Source organism: Actinotignum vesiculae (assembly GCF_051267215.1).
Taxonomy (GTDB): Bacteria; Actinomycetota; Actinomycetes; order Actinomycetales; family Actinomycetaceae; genus Actinotignum; species Actinotignum schaalii.
The window spans coordinates 1-26,537 of record NZ_JBOZGG010000014.1 but is presented as its reverse complement, the minus strand read 5'-3'; the positions used below and the strand labels follow the sequence as shown (position 1 = coordinate 26,537).

General features: G+C 62.3%; 24 protein-coding genes and 2 tRNA genes. 13 read left to right on the top strand and 13 right to left on the bottom strand.

Features of this window, described 5'->3' with window-relative positions; genetic code table 11:
- Positions 1-39: 39 nt before the first annotated feature.
- Both nrdI and nrdE read left to right on the top strand, forming a co-directional pair.
- Positions 40-438 (top strand): class Ib ribonucleoside-diphosphate reductase assembly flavoprotein NrdI, encoded by a 399-nt coding sequence (gene nrdI / locus ACRQHG_RS07760; protein WP_026429160.1) that lies wholly within the window; start codon positions 40-42, stop codon positions 436-438.
- Positions 420-2,573, top strand: coding sequence for a class 1b ribonucleoside-diphosphate reductase subunit alpha (gene nrdE, locus ACRQHG_RS07755; RefSeq protein ID WP_284895993.1), 2,154 nt, complete (start codon positions 420-422; stop codon positions 2,571-2,573). The genes nrdI and nrdE overlap by 19 nt, the downstream gene beginning before the upstream one ends.
- Before the next feature lie 238 nt (positions 2,574-2,811).
- Here the strand turns inward: nrdE and ACRQHG_RS07750 are convergent, their stop codons facing one another.
- Together ACRQHG_RS07750 and ACRQHG_RS07745 are read right to left on the bottom strand one after the other, a co-directional pair.
- Positions 2,812-6,000 carry a DEAD/DEAH box helicase gene (locus tag ACRQHG_RS07750; protein WP_435717849.1) on the bottom strand — a complete coding sequence of 1,063 codons (3,189 nt, stop codon included), beginning with the start codon at positions 5,998-6,000 and terminating at the stop codon, positions 2,812-2,814.
- Between the two features lie 9 nt (positions 6,001-6,009).
- On the bottom strand, positions 6,010-6,279 hold the full coding sequence (locus tag ACRQHG_RS07745) for a hypothetical protein (protein WP_284895998.1): 270 nt from the start codon (positions 6,277-6,279) through the stop codon (positions 6,010-6,012).
- 240 nt (positions 6,280-6,519) lie between these two features.
- Here ACRQHG_RS07745 and ACRQHG_RS07740 point away from each other — a divergent pair, with 240 nt between their 5' ends.
- The 4 genes from ACRQHG_RS07740 (at position 6,520) to ACRQHG_RS07725 (ending at position 10,002) form a co-directional block, all read left to right on the top strand.
- Entirely contained in the window at positions 6,520-8,118 is a 1,599-nt protein-coding gene (locus ACRQHG_RS07740) for a trypsin-like serine peptidase (protein WP_284896001.1), read from the top strand.
- Between the two features lie 120 nt (positions 8,119-8,238).
- Complete coding sequence (gene nrdF / locus ACRQHG_RS07735) at positions 8,239-9,216, top strand: class 1b ribonucleoside-diphosphate reductase subunit beta (protein ID WP_016442136.1); 978 nt, start codon at positions 8,239-8,241, stop codon at positions 9,214-9,216.
- A 123-nt stretch (positions 9,217-9,339) separates the two neighbouring features.
- Positions 9,340-9,426, top strand: a tRNA-Ser gene (locus ACRQHG_RS07730).
- 123 nt (positions 9,427-9,549) lie between these two features.
- On the top strand, positions 9,550-10,002 hold the full coding sequence (locus ACRQHG_RS07725; RefSeq protein ID WP_284896003.1) for a DUF488 domain-containing protein: 453 nt from the start codon (positions 9,550-9,552) through the stop codon (positions 10,000-10,002).
- Here the strand turns inward: ACRQHG_RS07725 and ACRQHG_RS07720 are convergent.
- A complete protein-coding gene (locus ACRQHG_RS07720) occupies positions 9,973-10,797 on the bottom strand; it encodes a DUF8757 domain-containing protein (protein WP_284896006.1) in 825 nt (274 codons plus the stop codon). The genes ACRQHG_RS07725 and ACRQHG_RS07720 overlap by 30 nt on opposite strands.
- Positions 10,798-11,082: 285 nt before the next feature.
- On the opposite strand from ACRQHG_RS07720, the gene ACRQHG_RS07715 reads away from it, so the two are divergent.
- Together ACRQHG_RS07715 and ACRQHG_RS07710 are read left to right on the top strand one after the other, a co-directional pair.
- The gene (locus tag ACRQHG_RS07715) at positions 11,083-11,445 is read left to right on the top strand and encodes a hypothetical protein (protein ID WP_284896009.1); all 363 of its coding nucleotides are present in this window, start codon (positions 11,083-11,085) and stop codon (positions 11,443-11,445) included.
- A 349-nt stretch (positions 11,446-11,794) separates the two neighbouring features.
- Positions 11,795-12,067 carry a hypothetical protein gene (locus tag ACRQHG_RS07710; RefSeq protein ID WP_284896011.1) on the top strand — a complete coding sequence of 91 codons (273 nt, stop codon included), beginning with the start codon at positions 11,795-11,797 and terminating at the stop codon, positions 12,065-12,067.
- A gap of 116 nt (positions 12,068-12,183) precedes the next feature.
- Here the strand turns inward: ACRQHG_RS07710 and ACRQHG_RS07705 are convergent, their stop codons facing one another.
- The 7 genes from ACRQHG_RS07705 to pheA form a co-directional block, all read right to left on the bottom strand.
- A complete protein-coding gene (locus ACRQHG_RS07705) occupies positions 12,184-12,402 on the bottom strand; it encodes a hypothetical protein (protein ID WP_284896014.1) in 219 nt (72 codons plus the stop codon).
- A 108-nt stretch (positions 12,403-12,510) separates the two neighbouring features.
- Positions 12,511-12,825 carry a hypothetical protein gene (locus tag ACRQHG_RS07700; RefSeq protein WP_284896017.1) on the bottom strand — a complete coding sequence of 105 codons (315 nt, stop codon included), beginning with the start codon at positions 12,823-12,825 and terminating at the stop codon, positions 12,511-12,513.
- A 198-nt stretch (positions 12,826-13,023) separates the two neighbouring features.
- Positions 13,024-14,271: a leucine-rich repeat protein gene (locus tag ACRQHG_RS07695; protein WP_284896019.1), complete on the bottom strand. Its 1,248-nt coding sequence runs from the start codon at positions 14,269-14,271 to the stop codon at positions 13,024-13,026.
- Between the two features lie 181 nt (positions 14,272-14,452).
- A complete protein-coding gene (locus tag ACRQHG_RS07690) occupies positions 14,453-15,391 on the bottom strand; it encodes an HAD family hydrolase (RefSeq protein WP_284901422.1) in 939 nt (312 codons plus the stop codon).
- 81 nt (positions 15,392-15,472) lie between these two features.
- Positions 15,473-16,756: a serine--tRNA ligase gene (gene serS / locus ACRQHG_RS07685; RefSeq protein WP_284896025.1), complete on the bottom strand. Its 1,284-nt coding sequence runs from the start codon at positions 16,754-16,756 to the stop codon at positions 15,473-15,475.
- A gap of 9 nt (positions 16,757-16,765) precedes the next feature.
- Positions 16,766-17,890: an aminoglycoside phosphotransferase family protein gene (locus ACRQHG_RS07680; protein WP_284883304.1), complete on the bottom strand. Its 1,125-nt coding sequence runs from the start codon at positions 17,888-17,890 to the stop codon at positions 16,766-16,768.
- Positions 17,891-17,932: 42 nt separating this feature from the next.
- Entirely contained in the window at positions 17,933-18,889 is a 957-nt protein-coding gene (gene pheA / locus ACRQHG_RS07675; protein WP_284883306.1) for a prephenate dehydratase, read from the bottom strand.
- Between the two features lie 233 nt (positions 18,890-19,122).
- Here pheA and ACRQHG_RS07670 point away from each other — a divergent pair, with 233 nt between their 5' ends.
- A complete protein-coding gene (locus ACRQHG_RS07670; protein WP_284883307.1) occupies positions 19,123-21,612 on the top strand; it encodes a hypothetical protein in 2,490 nt (829 codons plus the stop codon).
- Between the two features lie 57 nt (positions 21,613-21,669).
- On the opposite strand, the gene ACRQHG_RS07665 is transcribed toward ACRQHG_RS07670, so the two are convergent.
- Together ACRQHG_RS07665 and ACRQHG_RS07660 are read right to left on the bottom strand one after the other, a co-directional pair.
- Complete coding sequence (locus ACRQHG_RS07665) at positions 21,670-22,464, bottom strand: glycosyltransferase (protein WP_284883308.1); 795 nt, start codon at positions 22,462-22,464, stop codon at positions 21,670-21,672.
- A gap of 199 nt (positions 22,465-22,663) precedes the next feature.
- Positions 22,664-23,527, bottom strand: coding sequence for a DUF5926 family protein (locus ACRQHG_RS07660; RefSeq protein WP_284883310.1), 864 nt, complete (start codon positions 23,525-23,527; stop codon positions 22,664-22,666).
- 100 nt (positions 23,528-23,627) lie between these two features.
- Between ACRQHG_RS07660 and ACRQHG_RS07655 the strand changes: the two genes are divergently transcribed.
- The gene (locus ACRQHG_RS07655) at positions 23,628-23,828 is read left to right on the top strand and encodes a hypothetical protein (RefSeq protein ID WP_284883311.1); all 201 of its coding nucleotides are present in this window, start codon (positions 23,628-23,630) and stop codon (positions 23,826-23,828) included.
- Positions 23,829-23,891: 63 nt separating this feature from the next.
- A complete protein-coding gene (locus tag ACRQHG_RS07650; RefSeq protein ID WP_284883312.1) occupies positions 23,892-24,752 on the top strand; it encodes a sulfite exporter TauE/SafE family protein in 861 nt (286 codons plus the stop codon).
- 100 nt (positions 24,753-24,852) lie between these two features.
- On the opposite strand, the gene upp is transcribed toward ACRQHG_RS07650, so the two are convergent.
- Positions 24,853-25,491: a uracil phosphoribosyltransferase gene (upp, locus tag ACRQHG_RS07645; RefSeq protein ID WP_026429144.1), complete on the bottom strand. Its 639-nt coding sequence runs from the start codon at positions 25,489-25,491 to the stop codon at positions 24,853-24,855.
- A 102-nt stretch (positions 25,492-25,593) separates the two neighbouring features.
- Between upp and tadA the strand changes: the two genes are divergently transcribed.
- Positions 25,594-26,118, top strand: coding sequence for a tRNA adenosine(34) deaminase TadA (gene tadA / locus ACRQHG_RS07640; protein ID WP_244899301.1), 525 nt, complete (start codon positions 25,594-25,596; stop codon positions 26,116-26,118).
- Between the two features lie 175 nt (positions 26,119-26,293).
- A tRNA-Ser gene (locus ACRQHG_RS07635) sits at positions 26,294-26,382 on the top strand.
- Positions 26,383-26,537 lie beyond the last annotated feature (155 nt).

Below are 26,537 nucleotides of genomic sequence, written 5' to 3'. Positions count from 1 at the left end.
GGCGGTGCGGCCGCGTGCCGCCCGCTGAGGAAAGAACCGATGGCACGTATCGTCTATTTTTCTTCTCAAACAAATAACACGCACCGGTTCGTGGAAAAGCTCGGCTACGATGCCGTGCGCATCCCCATCCACGGCGAAACGCCCGTGGTGGATGAACCCTACGTGCTTATTTGCCCCACCTACGGTGGCGGGAACCATCGCGGCGCCGTGCCGCGCCCCGTCATCAAATTCCTCAATAACGAACACAACCGTGCTCTCATCCGCGGGGTGATCGCCGGAGGAAATACCAATTTTGGCGATGTTTACGGACTCGCCGGGGATGTTATCGCCGAAAAATGCGGCGTCCCCATGATGTATCGCTTTGAACTGCTCGGCACGCCCACGGACGTCGCCACGGTTAAGGAAGGTTTGGAACAGTTTTGGGCAACGCAACACTAACGGATACCGGTTCGGAAAACCTGGGTGATTCGCTCGTGGATTACCACTCGCTCAATGCCGAGCTCAATTTGTACGATGCCGAGGGCAAGATCCAATTCGAGAAGGATCATGAAGCCGTGCGGCAGTACTTCCTCCAGCACGTCAATAAGAACACCGTGTTCTTCCACGATCTGGAAGAAAAGCTGGAGTACCTCGTGCGCGAAGGCTACTACGAAAAGCGCGTGATCGATGCCTACGATATGGCCTTTATTAAGGAGCTCTACAAGAAGGCTTACGCGCATAAGTTCCGCTTCCCCACCTTCATGGGGGCCTTCAAATACTACACCTCCTACACCCTGAAAACTTGGGATGGCACCCGCTACCTGGAGCGTTTCGAGGATCGGGTGTGCATCGTGGCGCTCGCGCTGGCCGATGGGGATACCGAGCTGGCCACCAACCTCATGGAAGAAATGATTAGCGGGCGGTTCCAGCCGGCCACCCCCACCTTCCTCAATGCCGGCAAGCAGGCCCGCGGGGAACTGGTCTCCTGCTTCCTGCTGCGGGTGGAAGACAATATGGAATCCATCGCCCGCGCGATTAACTCGGCGCTCCAGCTTTCCAAGCGCGGGGGCGGGGTGGCGCTCAACCTCACCAATCTGCGCGAGCAGGGTGCCCCGATTAAGCGCATCCAAAACCAGTCCTCCGGGGTGAACCCGGTTATGAAGCTGCTGGAGGATTCCTTCTCCTACGCGAACCAGCTGGGGGCGCGCCAGGGCGCGGGGGCCGTGTACCTGCACGCCCACCATCCGGATATCATGCGTTTCCTGGATACCAAGCGCGAAAACGCGGACGAAAAGATCCGTATTAAGACGCTCTCCCTGGGCGTGGTGATCCCGGATATTACCTTCGAGCTGGCCAAGAATCGCGAGCCGATGTACCTCTTCTCTCCCTACGATGTGGAGCGGGTCTACGGTAAGCCGCTCACCGAGATCTCGGTGAGCGAGAAGTACCGCGAAATGGTTGATGACAAGCGCATTAAGAAGACGAAGATCGATGCGCGCCAGTTCTTCCAGACCCTCGCGGAGATCCAGTTCGAATCCGGCTACCCCTACATCGTTTACGAGGATACGGTCAATAACACCAACCCGATTAAGGGCCGGATTACCATGTCCAACCTGTGCTCGGAAATCCTCCAGGTCTCCGAGGCCTCCGAATACAATGCGGATCTTTCCTACAAGCACGTGGGCAAGGATATTTCCTGCAACCTCGGCTCCCTCAATATTGCCAAGGCCATGGATTCGGAGGATCTGGGCAAAACCGTTGAGATCGCGGTGCGGGCCCTCACGGCTGTTTCCGACCAGACCAGCATCGATTCGGTGCCCTCCGTCAAGCGCGGCAATGAGATGTCCCACGCTATCGGGCTGGGGCAGATGAACCTGCACGGCTACCTGGGCCGCGAGCGGATCTTCTACGGAAGCGAGGAAGCCCTCGACTTCACCAATATGTACTTCTACACGGTGGCCTACCACGCGATCCGTTCCTCCATGCTGCTGGCCAAGGAACGCGGGGAGCGCTTCGACGGCTTCGAGGATTCCACCTATGCAAACGGTGCTTACTTCACGAAGTACCTCGAGCAGGAGTGGGTCCCGCAAACCGAGCGGGTGCGCGAACTTTTCGCCGCGCATCATATCCCCACCCGGGAAGATTGGGCGCAGCTAGCTGCGGACGTGGCCGAATACGGGATGTACAACCAGAATCTCCAGGCGGTTCCGCCCACCGGTTCCATCTCCTATATCAACCATTCCACCTCCTCGATCCACCCGATCGTGTCCAAGATCGAGATCCGCAAGGAAGGCAAGATTGGGCGCGTGTACTACCCGGCACCGTACATGACCAACGACAACCTGGAATACTTCCAGGATGCCTACGAAATTGGCCCGCAGAAGATCATCGACACCTACGCGGTGGCCACCCAGCACGTGGACCAGGGGCTTTCCCTCACGCTGTTCTACCCGGACACCGTGACCACGCGCGATGTGAACCGCAATTACATTTACGCGTGGCGCAAGGGCATCAAGACGCTCTACTACATGCGTATCCGCCAGGCCGCCCTCCAGGGCACCGAAGTGGAAGGCTGCGTCTCCTGCATGCTGTAGTAGGTATGCGGTGTTTACTTGCGCCGCGTGGGTAAACGGTGTTTACCCGTGGCGCGGGTGAGCGGAGCGGGCCTGCGGGCTGTGTGCTTGCGCGGAGCGGGCCGGTTGCGTGGAAACGTGACCGGCCCGCTCGGCTTAAGCGCGGGCGCTTCGTTTCGGTGGGGAACGACGACGGCGCCGCGCCCCGCGCTCCGTGCCGCGGCGATGCCGGGCACGGGCCCGCGGTACGACGGCGCAGCTAGCGGCCCTCCGGCCCGGTGAGCTCGAGAAGGGAACGGATATCCGCCCCTGAAATGGGCCCGCGGGCCGCCTCATCAACCAGGCCGGCCAGCTCCCGCTTGCGCGCCTGGAGTGCGATGACTTTCTCCTCGATGGTATCCGCCGAGGCGAGCCGGTAGACGGTGACCGGCTTATCCTGGCCAATACGATGGGCCCGGTCAATGGCCTGCTCTTCGGCGGCCGGATTCCACCACGGGTCCATAATGTACACATAATCCGCTTCCGTGAGGGTAAGCCCGGTACCACCCGCCTTGAGGGAAATAAGGAACACCGGGGCGCTGCCATCGCGGAAGGCCGCGATTGCTCCGGCGCGATCCCGGGTGGAACCATCCAGGTAGCTATAGGTAATACCCTCCCGATCCAGCTGGTGGGCAATACGCTCCAGATAGGTGGTGAACTGGGAGAACACCAGGGCCCGGTGGCCTTCCGGGATAATCTGCTGGAGGTGCTCAAGGAGCAGATTGGTTTTCGCCGGCGGGGTGGTAATGCGCCCGTCCACCAGACCCGGGTCGATAGCCATGCGCCGCAACCGGGTGAGGGAAGCCAGAATCGAAATGCGATTCGCATTCGGGTCATCGATAAGCCCGAGGATTTCCTGGCGTTCACGTTCCAGCTGCTTGCGATAGCGCTGCGCGTGGGCGGGTGCGAGGGGCACACTCAGCTCGGTCACGGTGCGGGCCGGGAGGTCCTTGGCCACCTCGGCTTTGCGGCGTCGTAACATAAAGGGCCGCACCAGGCGCGTGAGCAGCGCGGCAGCCTCTTCGTCATTAAATTTCTCAATGGGGTTCTGGAACTGCTCGGTGAAACGCGCGTGCCCGGGGAGCAGGCCGGGGCTGGTGAGGGCCAGCAGCGCCGCCAAATCCGAGAGGCTATTTTCCACCGGGGTGCCCGTGACCGCGAAGGTCCAGGGGCGGGTGAGCGCGGCGACGGCGTGGTAACCCACCGTGCTGGGGTTCTTCACTGCCTGGGCCTCATCGAGGATCACCCCGCCCCAATCAACCTTCGCGTACTCCGCGCGCTCCAGGCGCAGCAGGGTATAGGAAGTCACCACAATATCCGCGCTCGCGGCAATATTCGCCAGGGCCAGTGAACGGCGTTTACCCGAGCCGGTAATGGTGTGTACCCGCAGCTCCGGGGTGAAGCGCTCCGCTTCGCTGCGCCAGACCGGCACCACGGAGGTGGGAGCCACCACGAGCACCGGGCCTTCCAACTTGCCCTCCGCCCGTGCGCCGCTAATCATGGCGAGCATCTGCGCGGTTTTGCCCAGGCCCATATCATCGGCCAAGATCCCGCCGTAATGAGCCCTTGCCAGGTGGGTGAGCCAGGAATAGCCGGCTTCCTGATAGGAACGCAGGGTGCCCTGGAACGTTTCGGGAACCGGCACCGGCTCGCCCAGGTGATCAAGCTGGGTGAGCGCATCGGTGAGCGCCTGCGGATTGGCCAGCGCGGAAAGATCCAGGGCGTGGGCACGCGCCCTGGGCACGGAGATACTCTCGGGGGTGACGGTGCCGAGAGCTGCGGCGTCGTGCAAAAGCTGGCGCAGCGCATCGAAGTCGCTGCCCAGCGGGATCAGCACATCGCCGAGGATGAGGTGGTCGTGCCCGCTGGTCAGTGCCTCGTAGAGTACGTTGAGTGGTATCTGATGCTCGCCGACGTCGACGGTGATATTGAGGTCAAGCCAGTCGTTCTCCTCGCTCACGCTGGTGCTCAACACCGGGGCATCGGTCACGATAGTGAGATCGGCATCCTCCATGACGGTAGTGGTGATACCTGCCTCGCGCCAGGCCGGAATAACGACTTCGCGCAGGGTCTGATAGATGCTGAGGTCCAAACTTTGGGTTGTTAGAAGGTCAAGCGGTGGCAGCTTCGTGGCCTTCGTCCAGATTTCACGCACCGCGGTCAGCTGTTCCCGAGGCGCCTCATGCAGGAGACGGTGCACCGTCAGTTCCGTATAGAGGGATGTGCTCTCCGGATCTTCGGATTCGGCGGGGTTCTCACTGCCATCGGCCGGCAGCATGCGCCGCCCCAAGTACCACTCCAGGAGGAAAGCGCTGTGCCGATAGTGCGCGCCGTCCTCAGCGGAAGGGCGGCGAATAAGCGCGTGGAGATTCGGTTCGGCGAAGCGGTGCGGCGTGAAGGCGCCGTCGGGGGAAACAACGGGGATATCCTCCGGGAGTTCCGGGAGGAGATTGAGTTCAAAAACAGGAACATCCGCCGCCGGGATGGTGAGAGGATGGGCATCTTCCGCGGCTTGGAAAAGATAATCGGGGATCGTGGAGCGCAGGCGCCCCAGAATATAAGCACCGTCCTCGTAACTGAGGGCGAGAGGCGGGGTGGTACCCGCAAGAACTTCGGCGGGGGTACCGTTCGGCGTTTCCGGGAGTACCCGCAGAAGCAGGTCATTACTATCAGGTTCGCGGGCGGAAAGGCTCAACTGCACACCCCAGGGGTCATGAGCCAGGCGCAAGGGCTGATCAACATCACCGCAGTAAAGCTCAACGCCGGCATCGTGGACGTTACGCAGGTACGCCATCGCGGCGGTGCCGAGGTCCCGGAGGGAAATATTGGGGTTGGAATAGGGATTCCGCCGGGCTGCCTCGTACAAGTTCCGGAGCGCGCTGAGCTGGAGCGGGTCAAAGCCATCAGTATTGGCGCGGGAGCCGTACCGCGGCGCGATAGTGGACCACGCGGTACTCCGCCGCGACCATTCACCGTTGAGGTTGCGCTGCGCGGGATACAGCACTCCCGTAATTTTCCCATTTTCCGGATTGCGGCCGAGAATAAGCCCGAGGCCCCGCGTTTTCGGGGTGGATTGTGCCTGATGTAATACCCGCGTCAGCAGTGTGCGCCAGGATCTATCGGCGCAATTTTCTGCGCATATCAGCAGGGTTGCGAGGATATGTTTACAGTATTGAGCCACCGGGCAGGAACAATAGGCCAGGAGCGGGTCAGTATCTTCGATAACGACCTGGTAGGTATGCCCGTTGCCGAGTACGTGGGCCGTAATCTCCCCGGAGTCTTCGGAGATATCAAGGACGTGGCCATCCTCCGCGTAACGTTCCGCACGCGCGCGGGTTTGCGGTGAGAAATAAACCTCGTAGTCATCCAAGGTTAGCGCCGCAATCTTTGAACTTAGTGTGACAGCCATCCTTTAAGTTTAAGACGCATCCGGGGATGAGGAAAGTCCGGGCTCCTGGAGCTCAGGATTCTCTGTGTGCACCGGGTTTTCCGCGTGCTCCAGCTTCTGGGTGTGCTCCAGCTTCTGGGTGTGCTCCAGCTTCTCCGCGCGGGCATTCGCCAGGCGCGTGAGCGCCCCGAGGAAACGCGCCAGCGCAATACCGACCACCGCGATCACCACCGCGCCGGTCAGATACAGCAGCGGACCGGCAAGAACGGAAAGAATAGCCAGGATATTTTGCCACAGCATAGGTGCTCCATTCTGCGTAACTCCGCGCGATGGTGGACCGGCCGGCAGCCGGCCAGGTAGTTCACCACTCTACTAGTTCTGTGCATATCGCGCTTGCGAACCCGGCCGCGTCACGCCTCCGCCAGGCGTGGCGCGCGCTGGCGAACCTGCTAGCGAACCAGCCCCATCACCTTCAGGCCGGCGCGGTAGGATAGGTGCCACTTCCGCGGAGCCACCCCGCGGAGAAAGAAGGCGGAGCAGGTGAGGAATCGGTATCGTCACGCGGGTACCCTGGCGGTGTTACTCGGCGCGCTGCTCACGCTGGCTCTGCTCGCCGGGCTGCTGGGTAGTTGCGCGCTGGTCAAAGCCCCGGTGCTCGCCGCTCCGGTTCCGCGCCCGGTTACTTACGATAATTTTGGCGACGACGCCGTGGCCATCGTCTGGGACGACGATGCCAATCACCGCGATCTCGACGCCGAATTTGACGACTCTGGCATTGTGGACGGCCGGGTCCTGGCCGCGGCCTACCACCGCGGTGCCGGGCTTCCCGATTCCCTCAACGCCGCCCTCAATGAGGACCCGAAGGTCAGCGATGTGGGGCTGGGGGAGGGCCTGCCCGGGGCGGGCTACAACTTCCCGGGAATCCCGCAGGTGGGCACCTTCTTCCACGTGGTTCCCGGCACCACTCAGGTGATCCGTGGCTGCACCGGCGTGGTCCTCGATACCCCGGGGCGTTCCCAGATTCTTTCCGCCGCGCACTGCTGGCCCGGGGATGCCTACGCCGCCACGGTATTCGTGCCGCAATTCTCCATTATTGCCGGCACCGCCTATATTCCCCACGGTATTTGGCGTATCGACCCAGACGCCGTGGTCATCAACGACGCATATTACAGTGATGATGAGGATGCGGATCGGTACGACGCCGCCGTCCTCACCGCGGACCCGGACCGCTTCGGCAACCTCCTTGAGGACGTGACCGGCGGCTTGCCCCTTGCCGATGTGAGCCCGGAACAACCTGATATTGAGGTGATTGGCTACCCGGTGGCCGAATCTTTCGAGGCCGATAACTACACCTCCGCCTACCCGCGCCACTGCCGTAACTCCACCGAAACTTTCACGGAAAACGGGGTGGACTACTTCCATATTGAATGCGCCGGGATGCCCACCGGGGTCTCCGGCGGGCCCTGGCTCCAGCAAGGCGAGAACGGGGAATGGGCTATCGTGGCGATCACCGGCGGCGCGCAGGACGGCGGCGGCTATACCGATGATGAATCCGTGGGCGTGCCCATGGATAACCTCATCGCGCAGCTGCTGGAAGAAGCCCGCATCACCCTGGAGGATGCCACCCTCGAACCGGGCAACCCGGCCCACGAAGTCCTCGGCTACCTGGGCGGCCAGCCCGACCGCGCCGATGCCTTCACGGTGTGGCCCTCCGGGGCGGTCGCGCTCTACCTGGATGCCGGCAGCGGAGCGGAAGTCCTGCCGGCAGCCGGGGAAGAAACCGGCGAGCTCGCTCAATTAGATGCCGCGCGCAGTTTCCGTTCCGTACGGCTCCTGGGCGGGCGTGATCGCCGTTTACGTAACCTCCGCACCCTCGCGGCCGGGGACCTGGACGGCTCCGGCATGGCCGATATTCTCACCCTCGGCCGCGATGGCGCCCTCATCCTCTGGCATGACCCGGGGCTCTTCGGTCTGCGCCACCCCGAGCACCTCAACCCGCATCTTCCCCTCGAATTCACCAACGTGACCAAGATGAGCATCGCCGATGACACCCTCACCGTCACCAATATCGATGGCACGACGACGCAGTATGCGGATATCTCCCAGCAAGGTATCCAGCCCAAGCCGCGCACCTCATGACCTGGCTCGCACCGCTTACCGATTCAACCGTCTAGAATGGGCGGGGTGTGGCGGCGCGAGCGGCGTCGTCGTTCCTATCCATCATCTATCCCGCATCACCTGCGCTAACGAGGAGCTACTGTGATCCCCCCGAAGTTGAAACTTGTCAGTTCTGTGCAAGCCATTAACTGGAACCGCATCGAGGACGAAAAGGACCTCGAAGTGTGGGACCGCCTCACGGGGAATTTCTGGCTGCCCGAAAAGGTGCCGCTGTCCAACGATATTCAGTCGTGGAATACCCTCAAGCCGCATGAACAGCTCATGACCACCCGGGTGTTCACCGGCCTGACCTTGCTCGATACCATTCAGGGCACTGTGGGAGCGGTCTCGCTCATTCCGGACGCGGTCACCCCGCACGAGGAAGCGGTGTATACCAATATCGCCTTCATGGAATCGGTGCACGCGAAGTCGTATTCCTCAATTTTCTCCACGCTCATTTCCACCGATGAGATCGACGAAACTTTCGAATGGTCGGAAAATAACGAATTCCTTCAGAAGAAGGCGCAGATCGTGTTGGATTACTACCGTGGGGACGATCCGGAAAAGCGCAAGGTCGCCTCCACGATGCTGGAATCCTTCCTGTTCTACTCCGGTTTCTACGCGCCCATGTACTGGTCCGCGCACGCCAAGCTCACCAATACCGCGGATCTCATCCGCCTCATTATTCGCGACGAAGCCGTGCACGGTTACTACATCGGCTACAAATACCAGCGCGCGGTGGAGAAGGCCAGCAAGGAACGCAAGGCCGAACTCAAGGAATACACCTTTGAGCTGCTCCAAGACCTCTACGAGAACGAGGAAGAATACACCGCCAGCCTCTACGATGAGATGGGCCTGACGGAGGATGTCAAGGCATTCCTGCGCTACAACGCCAATAAGGCGCTCATGAACCTCGGTTACGAAGCGCTGTTCAACCCGGATCAGACGGCCGTCAATCCGGCGATTCTGGCGGCGCTTTCCCCGAACGCGGACGAGAACCACGATTTCTTCTCCGGGTCCGGATCCTCGTACGTTATCGGCGAAGTGGAAGATACTACCGACGACGACTGGGATTTCTAGCGTGCTTGCGCGCTCGCGGTGGTGCGTGACTAATTCCGCCGGGAAAAAACTGGCACCACGCCCCGCTGAGCGTGTACGCTAGTAAGGCTTGCACGGGTGAGCTCAGGTTTTCCCGGTGAGCATGGAGACGTGACTGAGTGGCCGAAAGTGGCACCCTGCTAAGGTGTTAGTCGCAATAGCGGCTCGAGGGTTCGAATCCCTCCGTCTCCGCTCTGTGATGGCGCGTGCCATAGATTTACCTGTGATTTCGCGGCCATCGTGCTTGTGTGTAACTGAAGTTTCATGAGGTTATAGGGCCGCGTGCCGCCCGCTTAAGACGAAGGAGTGCAACCGATGGCCACCACTATTCTCGGTTGGGGCTACGAGGGGAAAACTATCAGTGATCTTCTCGCTACATTGGAAGCTAACCGAGTCCATACCGTTGTTGATATTCGACTGACCCCCATCAGCCGCAAGAAAGGATTTTCTAAAACGCGGCTGCGCCAAGCGGTTGAATCTACGGGGACTCGCTATGTTCATATGCGTTCCCTTGGTAATCCTAAGGACAATCGGGCAGCTTTCGCTCATCCCGGAACTCCCGAAGCGCATGCCGCTCACGCGCGTTTCCGCAACGAAGTGCTCGCGACTCCGGATGCTCGGGTAGCCATCCACGAGATTGCCGACCTAGCGCATGACGGTGCGATCCTCGTTCTCTGCTTCGAGGCTAATCACCAGCAGTGCCACCGAAAACTCGTGATCGAGGAAACGTGCGCTGTTTTAGAAGAGTCCGAGCGCTTCGCGGCTTGAGCCAAAGATTCCCAACACCAGGAAGCTGTGGCGTTTGTGCGGAGCGGCTTGGTTGCCAACGATAATTCGTAGTGGAACGCCGGGCTTTTCCCGTTCTCTAATGAATTTCTTTTCGAATTCTTGCTGGGCGTATTCGATTGACGCCGTTGGCGGCCAACGGCGTTGCAGCGCTACCGCTTCCCAGTCCGTTATCGTCAAGGAATGGCGCGAACAACTCGGAAAATTGCAATAAAATTCAAGCCGGGCAACAAACCGCGGGGCTTCCAGAGTGAGCCCCTTGTTACCGAAAATATCTTCGTTCTTATATTTGCGCAGCGCAGCTTTCTGCTGTTCATTCCAGCCCGGGTGAAGCGATACTTTAATAGTTGGTGTTGCGCGGGGCGTGATAAGAGCGAGGGATTGCGCGGCCGGATTTCTCTTAGCTTCCGCCCGTAGTTCGCAGAGGGATTTGGTGGGAAGAGGGTCGAGATAGATGGCTCTCTCGTCCCACCCGGCAATAGGCTCATCTTGCGGTTGAGGATCCTTTTCGACCCGTAAGCTTTCTTCCCGGTCATCATCGTTAGGTGCGCGGACGGATACTCGAATAGTTTGATATTTCTTAAAGCGGTCGGTGCCGTCAAGATAACGGAAGGCGATAGGGTAGAGCCTTACCCAGCGAAGCGGATCGAGGGCGACTCCGGCAACGCACACGGTTTCCTTGTATTTTTCTGAGGGGATGGGAGCGGTTTTAACAACGACTAAAACGTCGATTTCTCGACCTAGCTGGTCCAGTTCCCTTGCTTTGCTGATATCCATGGGCGCGCCTTCACGTCGAAGATGGTGGTGTGAATAGAGGCTACAAGATTTTCTTGCCGCTAGGGAGAGGTATGGATTACACGGGGCTGGTGACCTAGAATTAGCGCAAAGATCGCCGGGTCTGCTCTTTGATGGGTAGGGTTGCCGAGGTAAACCGGAACCGGGAAACCGGGTCCTTTCATCCATAGAGGTGACTGAGGTCCTCGGAATCCTGCCCACCGAAGCTCAGGCAGCGCTTTTATTGGGACTTTCCCACCGCGGATGTAAAAGAAGTAAGGATAAAGCGTGGCTGGAAGCGTAAACGATAAATCGAATACCTATCCTGTAATAGAGCTCGCCAAGTACGTCCAGGCACGTGGCGATCAACAATCCCTCTTTGGCGAAGGTGAGGGCGAGGGCTACGGGCACTACCTTGGTATGTATGGCGATGCATGGGATCTAATCTACGCAATTAATGCGGCCCATTTTTCTAAGTGCTCTCTGCCAGAGTCTCTACTTTCAGCAGCTGTCGACGACATTCTCGACGAATTGACTTACGGGTCGTCAAGGGAGCTTAACCGAAAACTCGAACTGATTGGTTCCCCGATTCGTGTCCCTCTTATCCCCGAGGAAGAAGAGCCGATCATCGTAGAGATTTCTCCGAGCTAATCGCGCTTATTTTATTTCTTGCGGGCCGCACTCATGTGGGGAATTTTTATACCCAGTAGGTTGCGACGTGATGTCGGTGATTCCCGCGCGGAGCTTATCAATCTACGGTTCTGACTGTTGCATTATTATGCAGCAGAATATATCCTGAGCCTTGATGATGATCTACCCATTTTAGGGTACCTCCATCTTCGTTGAACGGGCGGACGGTCCCGGGAGATACGATTCAATCGCTGTAGCAGTTGTTGCAACATTTCCCGGGGCCGTTCGTTTGGTCTGTAAGCCTCCCACGGAACCCGAAGGGGCCGAATGCTTCAAAGAAATCGAAAAAGCCAAAGAGAAGGTGATTGAGGTGGAGATTAATATCGCGTTTGAAGAACTGAAGCGGTATGTCAAAAGCCATTCTGATTTCCCCGATTATCTTTGGGAGTGCCTAGACGGAGACCACGCTTCCGGGCAAGACGAGATCGCAATTGAATCTATCATTGCAGTATGTACCAATGACCTGCATTTACGTTTACCTGAAGACATTATTCAAATGCTGCGTTCCGTTGATGACGCTTACCTCCCCTTCTGGAATTATGTCGAACAAGCTGTATCGAAGAATCAGTCGCTACCCATATAACGCATAACTGCACCAATGTCACGAAGCGAAAATCCAGCATCGCCTAACCGGGCAACTGCCAGCAGAGAAGCGTCCCGAGTCTCGTATTACGCCTGAATCAAACGAGGCGAGCCTCCTTATCTTTTGATATCCTCCGCGAATTCAGGGGTTTCGACGGTGATGTTAACGGCGAAACTATCGAGAGGATCTCCCGTAATCAGCGCCGCGGCGTCCTTTGCCATGTCTTCAATATGATCAAGGCGGCGCGCCTGCGTGCCGTATTCCTTTCCGTTAAGGGCAAATTCGGCGACGCACCAATTTCCATCACGGGTAACCGTGGTATTTAGTGTTGTCACTTCTTGCTCCTTTCGAGAATCTTACGAGCGAGCCTTTCGGAGATTTCACGCCGGCGGGGAATCGGTTCGACCTGGTCTCCGATCTGCGCCCGCTTTTGTCCGATAAGGCTATACCCGTAGGGACGACCCGATCTTCTCAAGGAATATATTCAAGACGCGCCGGGAGTGGACAGTTAGCTCGCCACGGATGTCTTCAATCGGTGGAATGAGCTTATCGTCTGGGATTTTCACTCCGTAACGGCTCGCACCATCCAAAGCATAGATGAGGCACCACGGGGTTCCACCTCCGCCTTTTCCTTCAAGCCAGTAACCGTCATCTTTCGCGACGAGTTCCGGGTCTGCGTGTTCATTGATCCAATCGATGAGAATATCGACGGGAGACCAGGGAAGGTTATCGTCGTTGTGCAGCCCTTCTCGGTCCACGGTGTTTTCTCCTTACCTTACGTGTGATTATAAGTATCCGCGGCGGCTTCTTTTGCCGCACATTTACCTTCAGTGTAGACAGCCGGTCAGATCACCACCCGGGATCTGTGCGGAGAATAGAAAACCTGGGGGCCGTGCCGGTATCGGCGCGGCCCCCAGGTGCGTGGCGTTTAGCCTTGAGTTACCTAGAACTTTGGGTTACTTCGCACGCCGGCGCAGGGCGTAGCCGGTGGACAGCAGCACGGTCATGACGGCCAGAGCGCCCGTAGTGGCCAGGCCAGTGTGGGCGAGTTGCCGCGTCGGTGCCTTGCTTGGGGCAGGAGCCGGCTTGTTAGCCTCGGGCTTCGGCGCAGGCTTAGGAGCCGGTTGGGGCTTCGGGGCCTGCTGTTGCGACGGAGAAGTTGGATCCGCGGGTTGCGGCTGCGGATCGGGTGCCGGATCTGGATCGGGTTGCGGCTGCGGTTGAGGGTTTGGATCCGGAACAGGGTCTGGTGCCGGCTGAGGGTTAGGGTCCGGAACAGGGTCTGGCGCCGGCTGGGGGTCGGGATCGGGAACTGGCTCAGGATCAGGAACCGGTTCGGGTTCAGGCTCAGGCGCCGGCTCGGTCACATTCACCCGAACCACCGCGGAATACAGCGGCTTACCGGTGGCCGTATCATTTGCCATCATGATGACGCGGGTGGAACCCGGGGCCACCCCGGTCACCGTGCCATCAGCAAAGGTCACGATGGAGCTGGTGAGGGCGGGCTCGGCTGCGCCGTCGTCCCAATAATACGCACTCCACGTGAGCCCGCGACCGCTGAGATCGCCGTTCACATCAGAAATCCGCGCGAGTGTGAGCGTGCCGTGCGCGGGTACCGTGGCGTCGGCGAGCTCCTGCTGCGCAAAAGCCGGGCTGCTATTGCCAGCGCTGCTGCCGGGCACCACCGGGAAAACGGCGTTGTTATACGCGCCGGCCAACCGCACCGTGGAAATATGATTATTTTGGAAAGCGCTCCAGGCCACCTCGGTGATCGAGGCGGGCAGCGTGACCTCCGTGAGCGCATTGGCCTGGAAAGCCGCCGGCCCAATCTTCTGCATCCCCGCCGGGAACTCCACCGCGGAAATCGCATTGCGATCCAGGAAACCGTAACTCACCTCCGTGAGCGTGGCCGGCAGCGTAATACCGGTGATTCCCTTGCTGTGCATATTCCCCGTCCGGCCATTCGGCCCGGTCAGCGCGGTCACGCCCTCCGGAATAACCACGTGCTTGAGGTTCGTAATTTTCTGCAGGCCGGTATCGCTCAAACCGCGCAGCGTTGTGGTAGCGCCCTCGGTTTCAATAGTGAAATCCGCGGCATCCCACGTGGCAGCGGGAGCGGCGGTGGCTGCCGGCACCAGCGCCGCCAGCCCCATCATCAATGCCGTGCACAGTGCACCCACCGTGCCAACGAGTCCCTTTTTCATCCGATATCCTTTCGTGGTGCGGCTCGGGAGAGCCCAGAGAAACTCGGGTTACTCACCGCCACCGTACCGCGAAACGCGCGGAAATTCATCAGAAAATGAACCGGATTGCGTAGAAAATATTATTATCGCAGCTTGCGGCTGTGCGGGGCGCTTGTGATATCTAACGACGACGGCGCCAGCGTTAACGCGCCAGCAGCACCTCGAGGAGGGTGGCTACGCCGTCGTCCCATACCGGATCGGTCACGGCCCGCGCGTGCGCACGGACGTAATCGAGCGCCTGCCCCATCGCGACCCCCACGCCGGCCCACTCGAGCATGTGGATGTCGTTCCCGCCATCGCCCACGGCTACGGTTGCCCCGCGCGCGATGCCGAAATCGCGGCGGAGCGCCTCGAGTGCGCTCGCCTTGGAGATCCCGGCCCGCCCGGCATCCACCCAGCCAGAGCCAGAGGAGGAAGACGCCGCCCAATCCACACCCGGCATCTCGAGGCGGGAGAGGCGCGCCATGAGCTCGGCGGCTTCCATGCGCGGAACCACCATAATGAGGCGCAGGGCGTCCGGGACCACGAGGTCTTTGAATTTCACCCAGATGGCATTGGGTTCCAGGCGTTCGGTGGCGTACCCGTGCGCCACCCGCCGCGGGCCTTCCACCGGTTCCACCGCGAAATAGGCACCCGGGAATTCGCGGCGCATCGCATCGAGGGCACGGGCCAGGTCGGCTTCCTCCATGGTGAAAAGGTGAGCGAGGCGCACCGGCACCACATCCCCGCGATCCGTCATGGAGCGGACCGTGCGCACCTGCACCCCGGGAAGCTGCGCGTTACCGAGCAGCACCGTTTCGTTCCCGTTCGAGCACACCATAATGGTTTCGCTCACCCGCAGCATATCGAGCACGGGAATGGCGGATTCGCGCCCGCGCCCGGTGGCCACCACCAGGTGGGTTCCCCGGCGCAGGTGCTCCTGGAAAGCGGCGTCCACCCGCTCGGCAATAATGCCGTCCGGCCGGAGCGTGGTGCCGTCCAAATCCAGGCAGACCATAAGCTCCGGCCCGGCCGGCGGGGTCCCGGCGGCATCGAATGCGGCTCGCAAGCGCGCCGCCGTCGATTCCACCTGGATTTTCACATCGCCGCCTTCGTTACGCTGGTCGTTACTCTGTTCGGAGCGCCGAGCTGTTCAGCCTTCGCGCACCGGATAGTTCACCGGCTACTTCACCGGCTCGATGAATTCGCGCCCGGCCAGGCCGGCTCCCAGGTAGGGCCGCAGCGCCTCGGGCACGTACAGCGAGCCGTCCTTCTGCTGGTGGTTCTCGAAAAGCGCCACCAACCAGCGGGTGGTGGCCAGGGTTCCGTTGAGGGTGGCCACCGCGCGGGTTTTCCCGTCCACGCGCTCGCGCACATTGAGCCGCCGCGCCTGGTAGGTGGTGCAATTGGAGGTCGAGGTGACTTCCATATAGCGGTGCTGGGTGGGCAGCCACGCCTCGCAATCGAATTTCTGCGCCGCGGAAGAACCCAGATCACCGGCCGCCACATTAATAATGCGGTAGGGCAGTTCCATCTTCCCGATCATTTCGCGTTCCATCGCGAGCAGCGCGCGGTGTTCTTCCTCGGATTGCTCCACCGGGCAGTAGGAGAACATTTCCACCTTATTGAACTGGTGCACGCGAATAATCCCGCGGGTGTCCTTCCCGTAGGAGCCGGCCTCACGCCGGTAGCAGGCCGAATACCCGCAGTAGCGCCGCGGCTTACCGCCCAGCTCCAAAATCTCATCCTTGTGGTAGCCGGCCAGCGGCACTTCCGAGGTGCCCACCAGGTACTGGTCATCGGCACCCAGGTAGTAAATCTCATCGGAATGCTCCCCGAGGAACCCGGTGCCGGACATAATATCCGGGTTCACAATCGTGGGCGTGGTCATGAGCGTGAAGCCGTGTTCGGCTGCCTGATCAATAGCCATGCGGAACATTGCCATTTCCAGGTGCGCGCCCACTCCCTTGAGGTAGTAGAAGCGTGAGCCGGAGACCTTCGCGCCGCGATCCATATCCAGGGCCCCCAGGCCCTCCGCAATATCGAGGTGATCCTTGGGGGTGAAGCCCTCCGCCTCGAAATCACGCGGGGTGCCGATCACTTCCAGCACCTCATAATCATCTTCCCCGCCCGCGGGCACCCCGGCGAGCACCGGGTTCTCAATCGCGCGATTCGCGGCCAGGTAGGTTTCTTCGGCTTCCGCCGCGGCCGCGTCCAGCGCCTTGACCTTTTCGGCCAGCTCCTTGGCGTGGGCGAGCACGGCGGGGCGCTCCTCCGGGGAGGCTTTCCCCACGGATCGCGACACCTCTTTTTGTTCGGCCCGGGCGGCTTCGAACTCTTGCAGGGTGGTGCGGCGCGCATCGTCGGCGGCGAGCAGGGCATCGACGGTAGCGGGATCATTCCCGCGGCGGCGCTGGGACTCACGGATGGCTTCCGGATTCTCGCGAACAGAACGCATATCAAGCATGGATCCAGCTTAGCGCGCGGCGGGCGCGCCCGCGATCCGGCGGGCCGTGGTGGCCCGGTGCCACATATGGCCGACGTCGCGTGCCACTCGCAGCAGCCGCTCAATATCGCTTTCATCGCTGGCCCCGCGTTCGCCGCTTCCGGCACCGGGCTTGCCGCTGCCGGGCTTGCCGCTGCCGATGCCGCTCTCCGCGGGCCAGTTTCCTCCAGCCTCGCGGTAGCCGCGCGCCGCGGCCTCGTCCAATTCCGGATGGGCCCGCCACAGTTCGTGCAGCTCCAGGAAATCCGCGGCGGCTGGCCGCCACCCGAAGCGCCCAAAATCAATGACCCGCAGCTGGCCGACGGGCTCATCCCACAACCAATTGCGCGCCTGCCAATCCCCGTGCGTGGGATGCACGACGACGCTGCCCGGCTGGTAGCTCGCCAGGAAATCCTCCGCTTCGGCGAGCTTCTCATCGAAAGCGGCGGGCAGGATAACCTCCGGGGAAATGGCGGGCAGCGGTCCGCCAGTAAAATCAGCGGGCAGCGATCCACCCGGAGCGAGGGCGCGAATCTCCGCGATCCGCGCTCGGGTGCGAGTAAGGGCACCCTTGGCGAAACCGTGATCAAGGCGAGCTCCCGCCCCGTGGAGCAGCGCGAGGGCGGCCCCGGCCTGGTAATGCACTCGCGGGGATAATTCCCACGGGCTGCCCAGAACGTCACATCCGGGTAGATAGTCGAGGATGGCGAGCGGGGCGGCGTCGTCGTACCAGAGCAAGCGAGCCACGGTGCCGCGCGCCTCCAAAGGGCCGGTCCACGCGCGTGCGCGGGCTTCGCGCCCCACGCTGTAAGCAGTGTTCCCGGCGGTTTTGAGAATCCAGGACACCCCGGGGCCGCTGAGGTGAAGAACGGTGCTCTCGCGCTCCGGCCAAGAAAGGTCGCGCACCCGCACGGTATCCGGGCTGGTCAGCGCGCCGCCGGAATGCCCGTCGCCGGTCAGTGACCCGCCAGAACGCCCGTCACCTAAGGCGCCGCCGGTCAGTGACCCGCCGGTTAGCGAGCCGCCGCGCAGCTCCGCCCACGCGGCCGTAAACGCTGCATACTGCTGCCCGGTAAGCAGTGTTCGCAGTGTGAGCGGTGTGTGCAGCGGGTTCATGGTGCCTCGATGAATACTGGCTATAGCGGGCAAGCGCTTCCGTTAGCGGGTGACCCGGCTGAGCAGCGAGGCGACCCAGGTGCGCGCGGCACCGAAATCTTCGTCGGAAGTCCCGGCGTGCAGGCGCGTGACCTGCCGATCCGCGCGCGCGTAACTACCCAGGAACGTCACTTCCGGGCAGATGCGATGCAGCCCGACCAGCGCGGCCTGCACCCGCTCGTCGTGAATATGGCCCTCGGCATCCAGGGAGAAAGCGTAACGCCCCAGCTGGTCGCCGGCCGGGCGCGACTCAATACGCGATAAATTAACACCAACCGCGGCAAATTGTTGCAGCATTTCCAGCAGCGCGCCGGGCTTCTCCGAGGCCAGCCGCACCATCAGCGTTGTTTTATCCGAGCCCGTCGCCGGGGGAATCTCCCCGGGTTTACTCACTTTAATGAAGCGCGTGACGGCATTGCGATTATCGGCGATCTCATCGGACAGCGAGGCGAGCCCGTACACGCCGGTGGTGGGCACCGCGCAAATCGCCGCATCAAAATCCGCATCCGGATTTTCCGCCAGTTCGCGCGCGGCGGCGGCCGTAGAGGTCGCCGGCACGTGCACGGCATCGGTCAGGTGCTCGGTGATCCAGGTGCGGCACTGCGCCCACGCGTGCGGATGGGTGGCGACCCGGCGAATATCCGCGGCGCGCGTGCCGGGCCGCACCGCCAGCGAGAACGCAATCGGAACCAGCATTTCCCCGCGAATTTCCAGCGGCGAGCCGGCGGTGAGGGAATCGAGAGTGGCATTAACCCCGCCTTCCACCGAATTTTCGATGGGTACCACGGCGGCATCGGTCTGCCCGGCGCGCACCATCCGCAGCGCCGAGGGCACGTCCACCGCGGGCACGAAGGTGGCGGTGTCCTCGCTGGCTACCTGCTGCAAAGCGGCAAAGCAAAACGTGCCGCGCGGGCCGAGGAAAGAATAGCGGACCGGTTCGGTAGCGGGCGAGGATTGCATAGTGTCCTTTCGTGCGTGGAGATTGCGTGAAGAAATAGTGCGACGGCGCAGCTGGGCGGCGGTGCACCTGCCCGCGCTGTCGCCTGGTTATTGTATCCCGCCCCGGGGTGGGGCGTTCGGGGCGTCCGAAAGAGTAGGTGCTCGGGGTGTGTTAGAGGTGTGTTCGCAGTGCGCGGGGCGTGGGGGTGTTCGGGGCTTCTAAAAGTGTCGTAGGTGCCGAGTAGGCTGGTTCCATGCGGAATTCTCACGGTAATAGCCACGGCGGGCGCACGATGCGGCTGGCCGGGTTCTGGGCGGCGGTGCTTGCTGTTGTGGCGATGGTGGTTTTCGGGGCCACGCTGAGTGGGGCGCCTGCGTCCGCGCGCGCGGTGAGCTTGCCGGAAGCGCAGGGTGCGCCGGCGAGGCCGCTCGGCTCGGCAGCGCAAGCGGCACCGGAGCAAGCGCGCCCCACGGTGATGATCGGGGTGGCCGGGCTGCGCTGGGCAGATGTCGGTGAGGAAAGCACCCCGCGGCTCAGTGCGGCTTTGGCAGGTTCGGGCACGGATAATTCGGGCGGTTACGGCGCTGCGCTCGCCAATATTTCCGTGCGCACGGCCGCGCCCACCACCTGCGCGGCGGATGGCTGGGTGAGCCTCGGGGCCGGTGCCCGCGCGGCGGTCACCCCCGCGGCCAGCTCCTGCGTGGCGCCGGAATCCCTGGTTACCCCGGATGGTACGGTGCGTGATGCGGAACAGATAAGCGAAGAAAGCAGCGCCGCCCACTACCCCGTGGTTATGGGTGCGCTAGCGCAGGCCGTGGCTCCGGAGCGGGCGCTCGCGGTGGGTCCGGGCGCTGCCCTCGCCCTCAACCGCCAGGCGGAATCACGCATCGCCTACCGTGATCTCGCAGATGTGCTAGCGGATGGTTCGGTGCTCGCCGGGCGGGAACTCACAGTTATTGACGCGGGAAGTTTCGATGCGGCGAACGCTGCGGTGGAAAGTGACGATACGGGAAGTACTGGTGCAGAAAGCGCTGATGGAGGAAGCGCTGGTGCGGAGAATGTCCCCGTCGGGAGCCTGGCCGAGCTCGATGAACGCCTCGGGAATATCATCGCGCTTGTCACCGCGCATCAACCGCAGGCCCGCATCGTTATCACCACTGTGGCTGATCGTGCCGAGCGGGCCGAACTTGGTTTCTTCGCACTGCTGGAGCCGGGCGAAACAACCGCGCTCGCTCGCTCCACAACCACCCGCACCGCCGGCCTCGTTCAGCTCATTGACCTGGCACCCAGTGTGCTCGCCTGGCACAACGGCGCTCCCGCGCTGCTCACCGTAGATAGCGGTGGAAAAACCACGCTGGCCACGGCCAATGCCACCCTGCACGGCCAAGCACTCCGTGCTGATCTAACTGCGCAGCTGAGCCCGCAGTTCTACCTCCTGCTTGCCGGCCTCGGGCTGGTCTGTTTCGCCGTTATTGCCGTACACCTGGTTCGTTTCCATCGTTTCCCACCCGCAACAGTGGCAGCGGCTGCTGGCAGTTCTGCCGGGGCTTCAGTTCCGCAAGCTGCTACCGCGCCCGTACCCCCTACCCGGGCGGCAGCCCGCCGTGCCCGCCCCACCGGTTTCGCGCAGCTCCTCGCGTGGCTCGCGGCCCTGCCCGTGAGCGCGCTCCTTATCGGGATTATTCCGTGGTGGTCCTTCTCCCGCCCGCTACTTGGCTGGTGGAGCAGCCTGGCCGTCCTTGCTGCGCTTCTTGCCACCTGGGCGCTAGCCGGCCCGCGCCGCCAGGCCCCGGCGGGGGATCGTTGGATTGCCGCGCCGCTAGCACGGTTGGGAACACTCAGCGCTACCGTGATCGCGGTGGACGTCCTTGTCAGCACCTTTGGTGGGGGATACTCCCTCGCCAACACCTCGGTTATGGGATCCCTCCCCACCGTTGCCGGGCGTTTCTTCGGCTTTAATAACTCGGTCTTCGCTATCTTCGCTGTCGGCGCGCTTGCCGCAGCCGCCACCCTCGCCGCACGCATACACAGCGCCGGCGGCTCGGCCACACCCACTAACCGGGCAACCCGTATGGCTGGTTTCGCTGTACTCGCGGTGGGTGCGTGCGCCATCGCCCTGGATGGGCTTCCCGTTTTCGGAGCGGATGCCGGCGGGCCACCGGCCCTCACCCTCGGCTTCGCCTATCTCGCCTGGCACACCTGGGGAAAGCGTTGGACCTGGTGGCACACCGCGCTCGCGGCCATCGCCGGGGTGGCGGTTTCGGCCGGCCTGGCTGTGCTTGACCGTGCGGTGGGATCCACCACCCACTTGGGTAACTTTGTAGGCAGGGTGGAACACGGCGGGGCTGGCGCCGTCGTCGCCCGAAAACTGTCCCAAGCATTCTTTGGCCTGCCGCCCCTGGTGGCCGGTGCGCTGGGCGCCACCCTCCTCGTGGGAGTATGCATGGTGGTGTGGCTAGTGACCTCGGGGCGCTGGGATTTGCGGGCCCGGCCAGCAACCGCGCAGGTACATGCGTGCGTTACAGCCCATCCGCACCCGGCCGCTGCAACCGCCGCGGGCTTCCTCGCCCTCGGCTACGCCTCCCTTATTAACGACTCCGGCCTGGTCATCCTCGGAGTCGGGGTCGCGCTGCTCGCCCCCACCTTTGCCCTTGGGCTCATGCGGGCCGGGGAAAGTTCCTTCGGGGAATGCGCGGGCACGGATGCCGCCCAAGAACCACAAGAAAAACCGGCTGGCAGATAACGGCCAGCCGGGAAGAAATTCGCGGGATTAGATTGCGGAGGACGGAGCGATGCGGGCTCAGGAATGCTCCAGCACCAGCGCGCGATAAGGAGCGAAATGCTCGGTGCCGCTGGAACTAGCAGCGCCGCGAGATTCCACGGGTACCTTGACACCGTGGAAGCGGCGCGACCACACCGCCCGGAAAACATCACGATACTGCCCGGCCCGATGCAGAGTCCCAGCCACATCATTCCCGGTAGCCCGATGGCGGATATCGCACGGAATCTCCTGGAGAGTCAGGCCAGCCACCAGCATATCGATGGTCATCCCCACCTCAACGCCCCAACCCTTCGCGAGCGGACGCGCCGCATCAAAAGCCGCCGCCGTCATACAGCGCTGACCGGACAGCGGCTGAAGCGGAGACCAACCCGTAGCCCGCTCAATCGCACGGCGCCCCAAACGAGTCACAAAACCATGACCGCCCGCACCCTCCTGCGGAGGCAAAGCAGCAATCGCGCAATCAACTCGGCCATCCACAACCGGCCCGATAAGAGGAGCGCACTCAATAGCCGAATCGCCCAGATCCGCGTCAAGGAAAAGTAAATGGCGGGGCGGGCGACCCTCAACATCACGCATGCGGACCACCTTCGCCCCGGTCTCCATCGCCGAAGCCTTTCCGCGATTCACCGAATGGCGCACCACTGTAGCCCCGGAAGCGCGGGCAATAGCCTGGGTTTCGTCATCCGACCCGTCGTCAACAACCACCACGAGGTCCACACCCGGAAGCGCATACGCTGCGCGCACAGTACGCCCCACGTACTGCTCCTCGTCCTTCGCGGGCACGACCACCGCGACCTGACCGACTTTACTCACGGCATAAGTGTATAGGGAAAAACGGGGCCTTTGCTTACCGTTTCTATAAACTAGTGGAAGTTCACTAAAGACGGCTGGCTGAACGCGAGGCTACCTAAGCCGGGGCGCCGGCGCTGCTGACTGCAAGGTCCCCCAAGACCGGCGCGCGCCCGCGCCGCCTAACGCAAGGAAGCCTGGGGCCGGCTCGCGCCCGCGCCGCTTAGCGCAAGGTCACCTGGCGGGAAACCAGCCCGGAGCGGGCCCGCTTTTCTTCCGAGGTCAGCGGCTCGGTCGAAGCAATAGCTGCACTCAACTTCTCCGCGAACTTCGCCAGCGGCTCTTCCAATTCCTCCGCTTCGGTGCCGCGCGCCAATTCCCACACCGGGACCGACAATCCGTAGGCCCGGAACGCACCGATGAAGCGGGCGTCGTCGTCCCAACGCTCCTCGCCGGAGACGCGCAAACGCGCCAAACCGTCCAGCACCGCATCGCGCGGTTCGGGGCGCACCCAGCGCAAAAACTCGCGCGACATCCGGCACCAGTAAGCACCGTTCACGGATTCGATGCGCGCGGCGGGAACCATATCCGCGCGGGCATCACGCAAGGCCGCCTGCGATTCGGGGGTGGCGGCTTCCTCTTCCGTCATCCAGAAAGCCGGATCTTCTTGCAGTTCCAGCTCGGAGAACGAGGCCACAATATCCTGCAAGCGCGGGGAACCGGCCTCCGGCTGCGTGCCGCCCGGGTAGCTTTCTCCCGGCTTGAGCTCCAGACCGGCGAGCACACGCGTGGCAATATCCAAAGAAGCGTCGCCAGAATTCATAACCGTCTGCATCGCAACCAGGAGCTGGCCGTCCGTGCGCCGCAGCGCGCCGACCATATTCGGCAGCAGCGTGCCAAAAATAACCTTTTCGCTGCCGTACTCTTCGGTGAGGGTGACGGTCATGGTCGCCAGCGGCAGCAGATCGCGCATCGCCACCAGCTCCGCCTCGGCATCCAGCCCCTCAAAAGGCCGCTCAACGAAAGGAATAATCGCGCGCTTCTTCTTCGGGGTCGCCGAATCCTTCTTGCGGTTCTTCTTAGCCATAAGTCCTCGTCTTCTCGCTTCTATGCAGGATGATGCCGTTTACCCTCGAGATTCTACGTGAGATGCGGCCCGCGGGCGATGGTCACGTTAGAGTTGCGTTATGGATCTGCTCATAACGACGACGCCGCAGCTTGCCGACCTCACCACCTCTCCGGCCCTCCCCGCACCCCTGGCGGGCGAGCTCCTCGCCGCGCCCGCCGCGGATCCGACGGCGGTGTCCATTATCCGCTGGGTGGGAATCGCGGCGGTTGCCGTGGGTGTTGCTGTCATTATTTGGCGCTGGTGGGCGAATCGCGACTAAGGGTGCCTTGACTTTGCGCCGGTGGAGGCCGTTGCGGGCGCGGTGCTGCGATAGAGTGACGCTGTGCTTGCCTGCGGAGTTGGAATTGCTGTCGGTTTCGTTGTTGGTCTGCTCGGGGCCGGCGGCGGCATCCTCACCATCCCTATTCTCCTCACCATTTTCGGGCATGGCGCGCACCAAGCTTCCGCCGAATCCATCATTATCGTGGGGATTACGTCGTTAGTCGGCATGATCTCCGCGGCCCTGGCCCGGCGCGTGCGCTGGGCAACCGGCCTGATATTCGCCCTGGTGGGCATTCCAGGAACCCTGGCAGGAGCTTTCCTCGCCGGCGCGGTATCCGGGCAAGTCCTGGTGTGGTCGCTGAGCGCTCTGCTCGTGGCGGTGGCGCTGAGCATGTTCTGGCGCGCCGCGCGCTCGGACGGCGAATCGGGTGCGGACGGCGAATCGCACTCGGGCACCGCGCTGGAAAATTCGGACACTTCGGAAAAGCTAGCCGCACCGGGGAATCCGACCGCATCGGAAAACCCGCCCGCCCCCGCCCCACGCTGGCTCACCTACCTCGTCACCGTCCTGGGAGCTTTCGGCGCGGGAGCGCTCTCCGGCTTCTTCGGAGTGGGCGGCGGCTTCGTGGTGGTCCCCGCCCTCATCTTGCTGCTGCGCATGCCCGCCCGCTACGCGAGCGCCACCTCGCTGCTCGTCATGAGCATCAATATGGCGGTGGCCGGGCTCGGCCGCATCCCGCAATTCGCGGCCGGCCTCGATGTGGACTGGCTGGTCGTCGCGCTTTTCACTGCCGGCTCGGCGTTGGGAAGCATCGGCGGGGAAGCCGCTGGCCGGCGCATTCCTGATCGCATCGCCACCATCCTCTTTGGCGTGCTGCTTCTCGCGGTAGCGGCCGGCACCCTGGCCAGCGACCTCCTCTAAGTGGGGCGTGGGCCAGGAGGCGGCGTCGTCGTTCTTAAAACCGGAACGGGTGAGCACTGTTCACCGTGTAAACGGTGCTCACCCGCGTGGTTCTGGTGTTTTAGTCGACGACGCCGTACAGGCGGTCCCCGGCATCGCCCAGACCCGGCACGATGTAGGCCTTCTCGTTGAGGCCCTCATCGATGGAAGCGACGACGATCTTGACGTCCGCATCCTCGGGCAGGTGCGATTTCACTTCCTCCAGGCCCTGCGGGGTGGCCAGCAGGCACACGCAGGTGACATCCCGCGCGCCGCGTTCGAGCAGGTAGTTGATGGATTCGTGGATGGTGTGGCCGGTGGCCAGCATCGGGTCAAGAACAAAACACTGCCTCCCGGTCAGATCATCCGGGAGGCGGTTAGCGTAGGTGACGGCCTCGAGAGTTTCCTCATCGCGGCGCAGGCCGAGGAAGCCAACTTCGGCGGTGGGAAGGAGCTTCGTCATTCCTTCCAGCATGCCCAGGCCGGCCCGCAAAATCGGAACGACGATGGGCGCCGGGCGGGCCAGCTTCACGCCGGTTGTGGTAGCCACCGGGGTGGTGACCGTTACTTCGTGCACCGCCACATTCCGGGTGGCTTCATAAGCGAGGAGAGTCACAAGCTCCTCGGTTAGCTGCCGGAAAATTGCCGACGGGGTGGTTTCATCACGGAGGACAGAGAGTTTATGCGCGACCAGAGGGTGGTCAATTTCGAGGATGTGCATGCTTTAAGGATAGCGGTACCCGGCGGGCGACGCGCGCGGGCGGCTCGGCTTGAGGCTCGTGACACAGGCGGCTCGCTGTGGGGCTCGTGACACAATGGAGCCATGCGGGGAGATATGCGAGCCGATTCGCGGGGGAGTGCGGATGCGCCCGAGGACACGCCTGAGGATAGGTGCGGCGATATGCGGGCGGCGGAAAAGCTATTTATGCGCGAAGCGATGGAGCTGGCGGCACGGGCCGCGGCGGGTGGGGATGTGCCCGTCGGCGCGCTCGTGGTGGTGGACGGCGCCGTGGTGGCGCGCGGTTGGAATACCCGCGAATGCGAACATGACCCGGCCGGGCACGCGGAAATTATGGCCCTGCGCGCGGCCGGTGCGGCGCTCGGGCGGTGGCGTTTGGACGACGCCGACATCTACGTCACCTTGGAACCGTGCACGATGTGCGCCGGGGCGATGGTCGGTGCCCGGATTCGGCGGCTCATCTTCGGTGCCTGGGATGAGAAAGCGGGGGCGGCTGGCTCGCTGCGCGATGTGGTGCGCGACCCGCGCCTCAATCACCGCATCGAGGTGATCGGGGGAGTTCTGGAAGAAGAAACCTCCGCTCAGCTGCGGAAATTCTTCCGCGGATGAGGATGCGGGGTGGCGCGGCCCGTGGGCGGCGGGCGGCGAGCGGTGGCGCCAACTGGCGCGGCCCGCGGGTGACGGCGCGTTGGTGGTGAAGCCGGCCGTTGCTCCTCGAAGCTTTAACGTGATGTGCTCCGCATTGATTAGGTAAATTCGGGGTGCGCCGTGTAATCTATTCTGCGGTGGCGTGTCCGAGCGGCCGAAGGTGCATCACTCGAAATGATGTGTAGTTAATAGCTACCGCGGGTTCAAATCCCGCCGCCACCGCCATGGCCCGCATTGCAGGTTTCCCTGCGATGCGGGTTTTCGCGTCTCTGCCCACCGCGCGATAGGCGCGTAGGTGAAGCTTCGGGTTAATAGACAAAAAGTGGGTCTAATGACGGCGTGTCGTTAGCTCCCGATCCGGCCTTTACGGATGTTCAGAC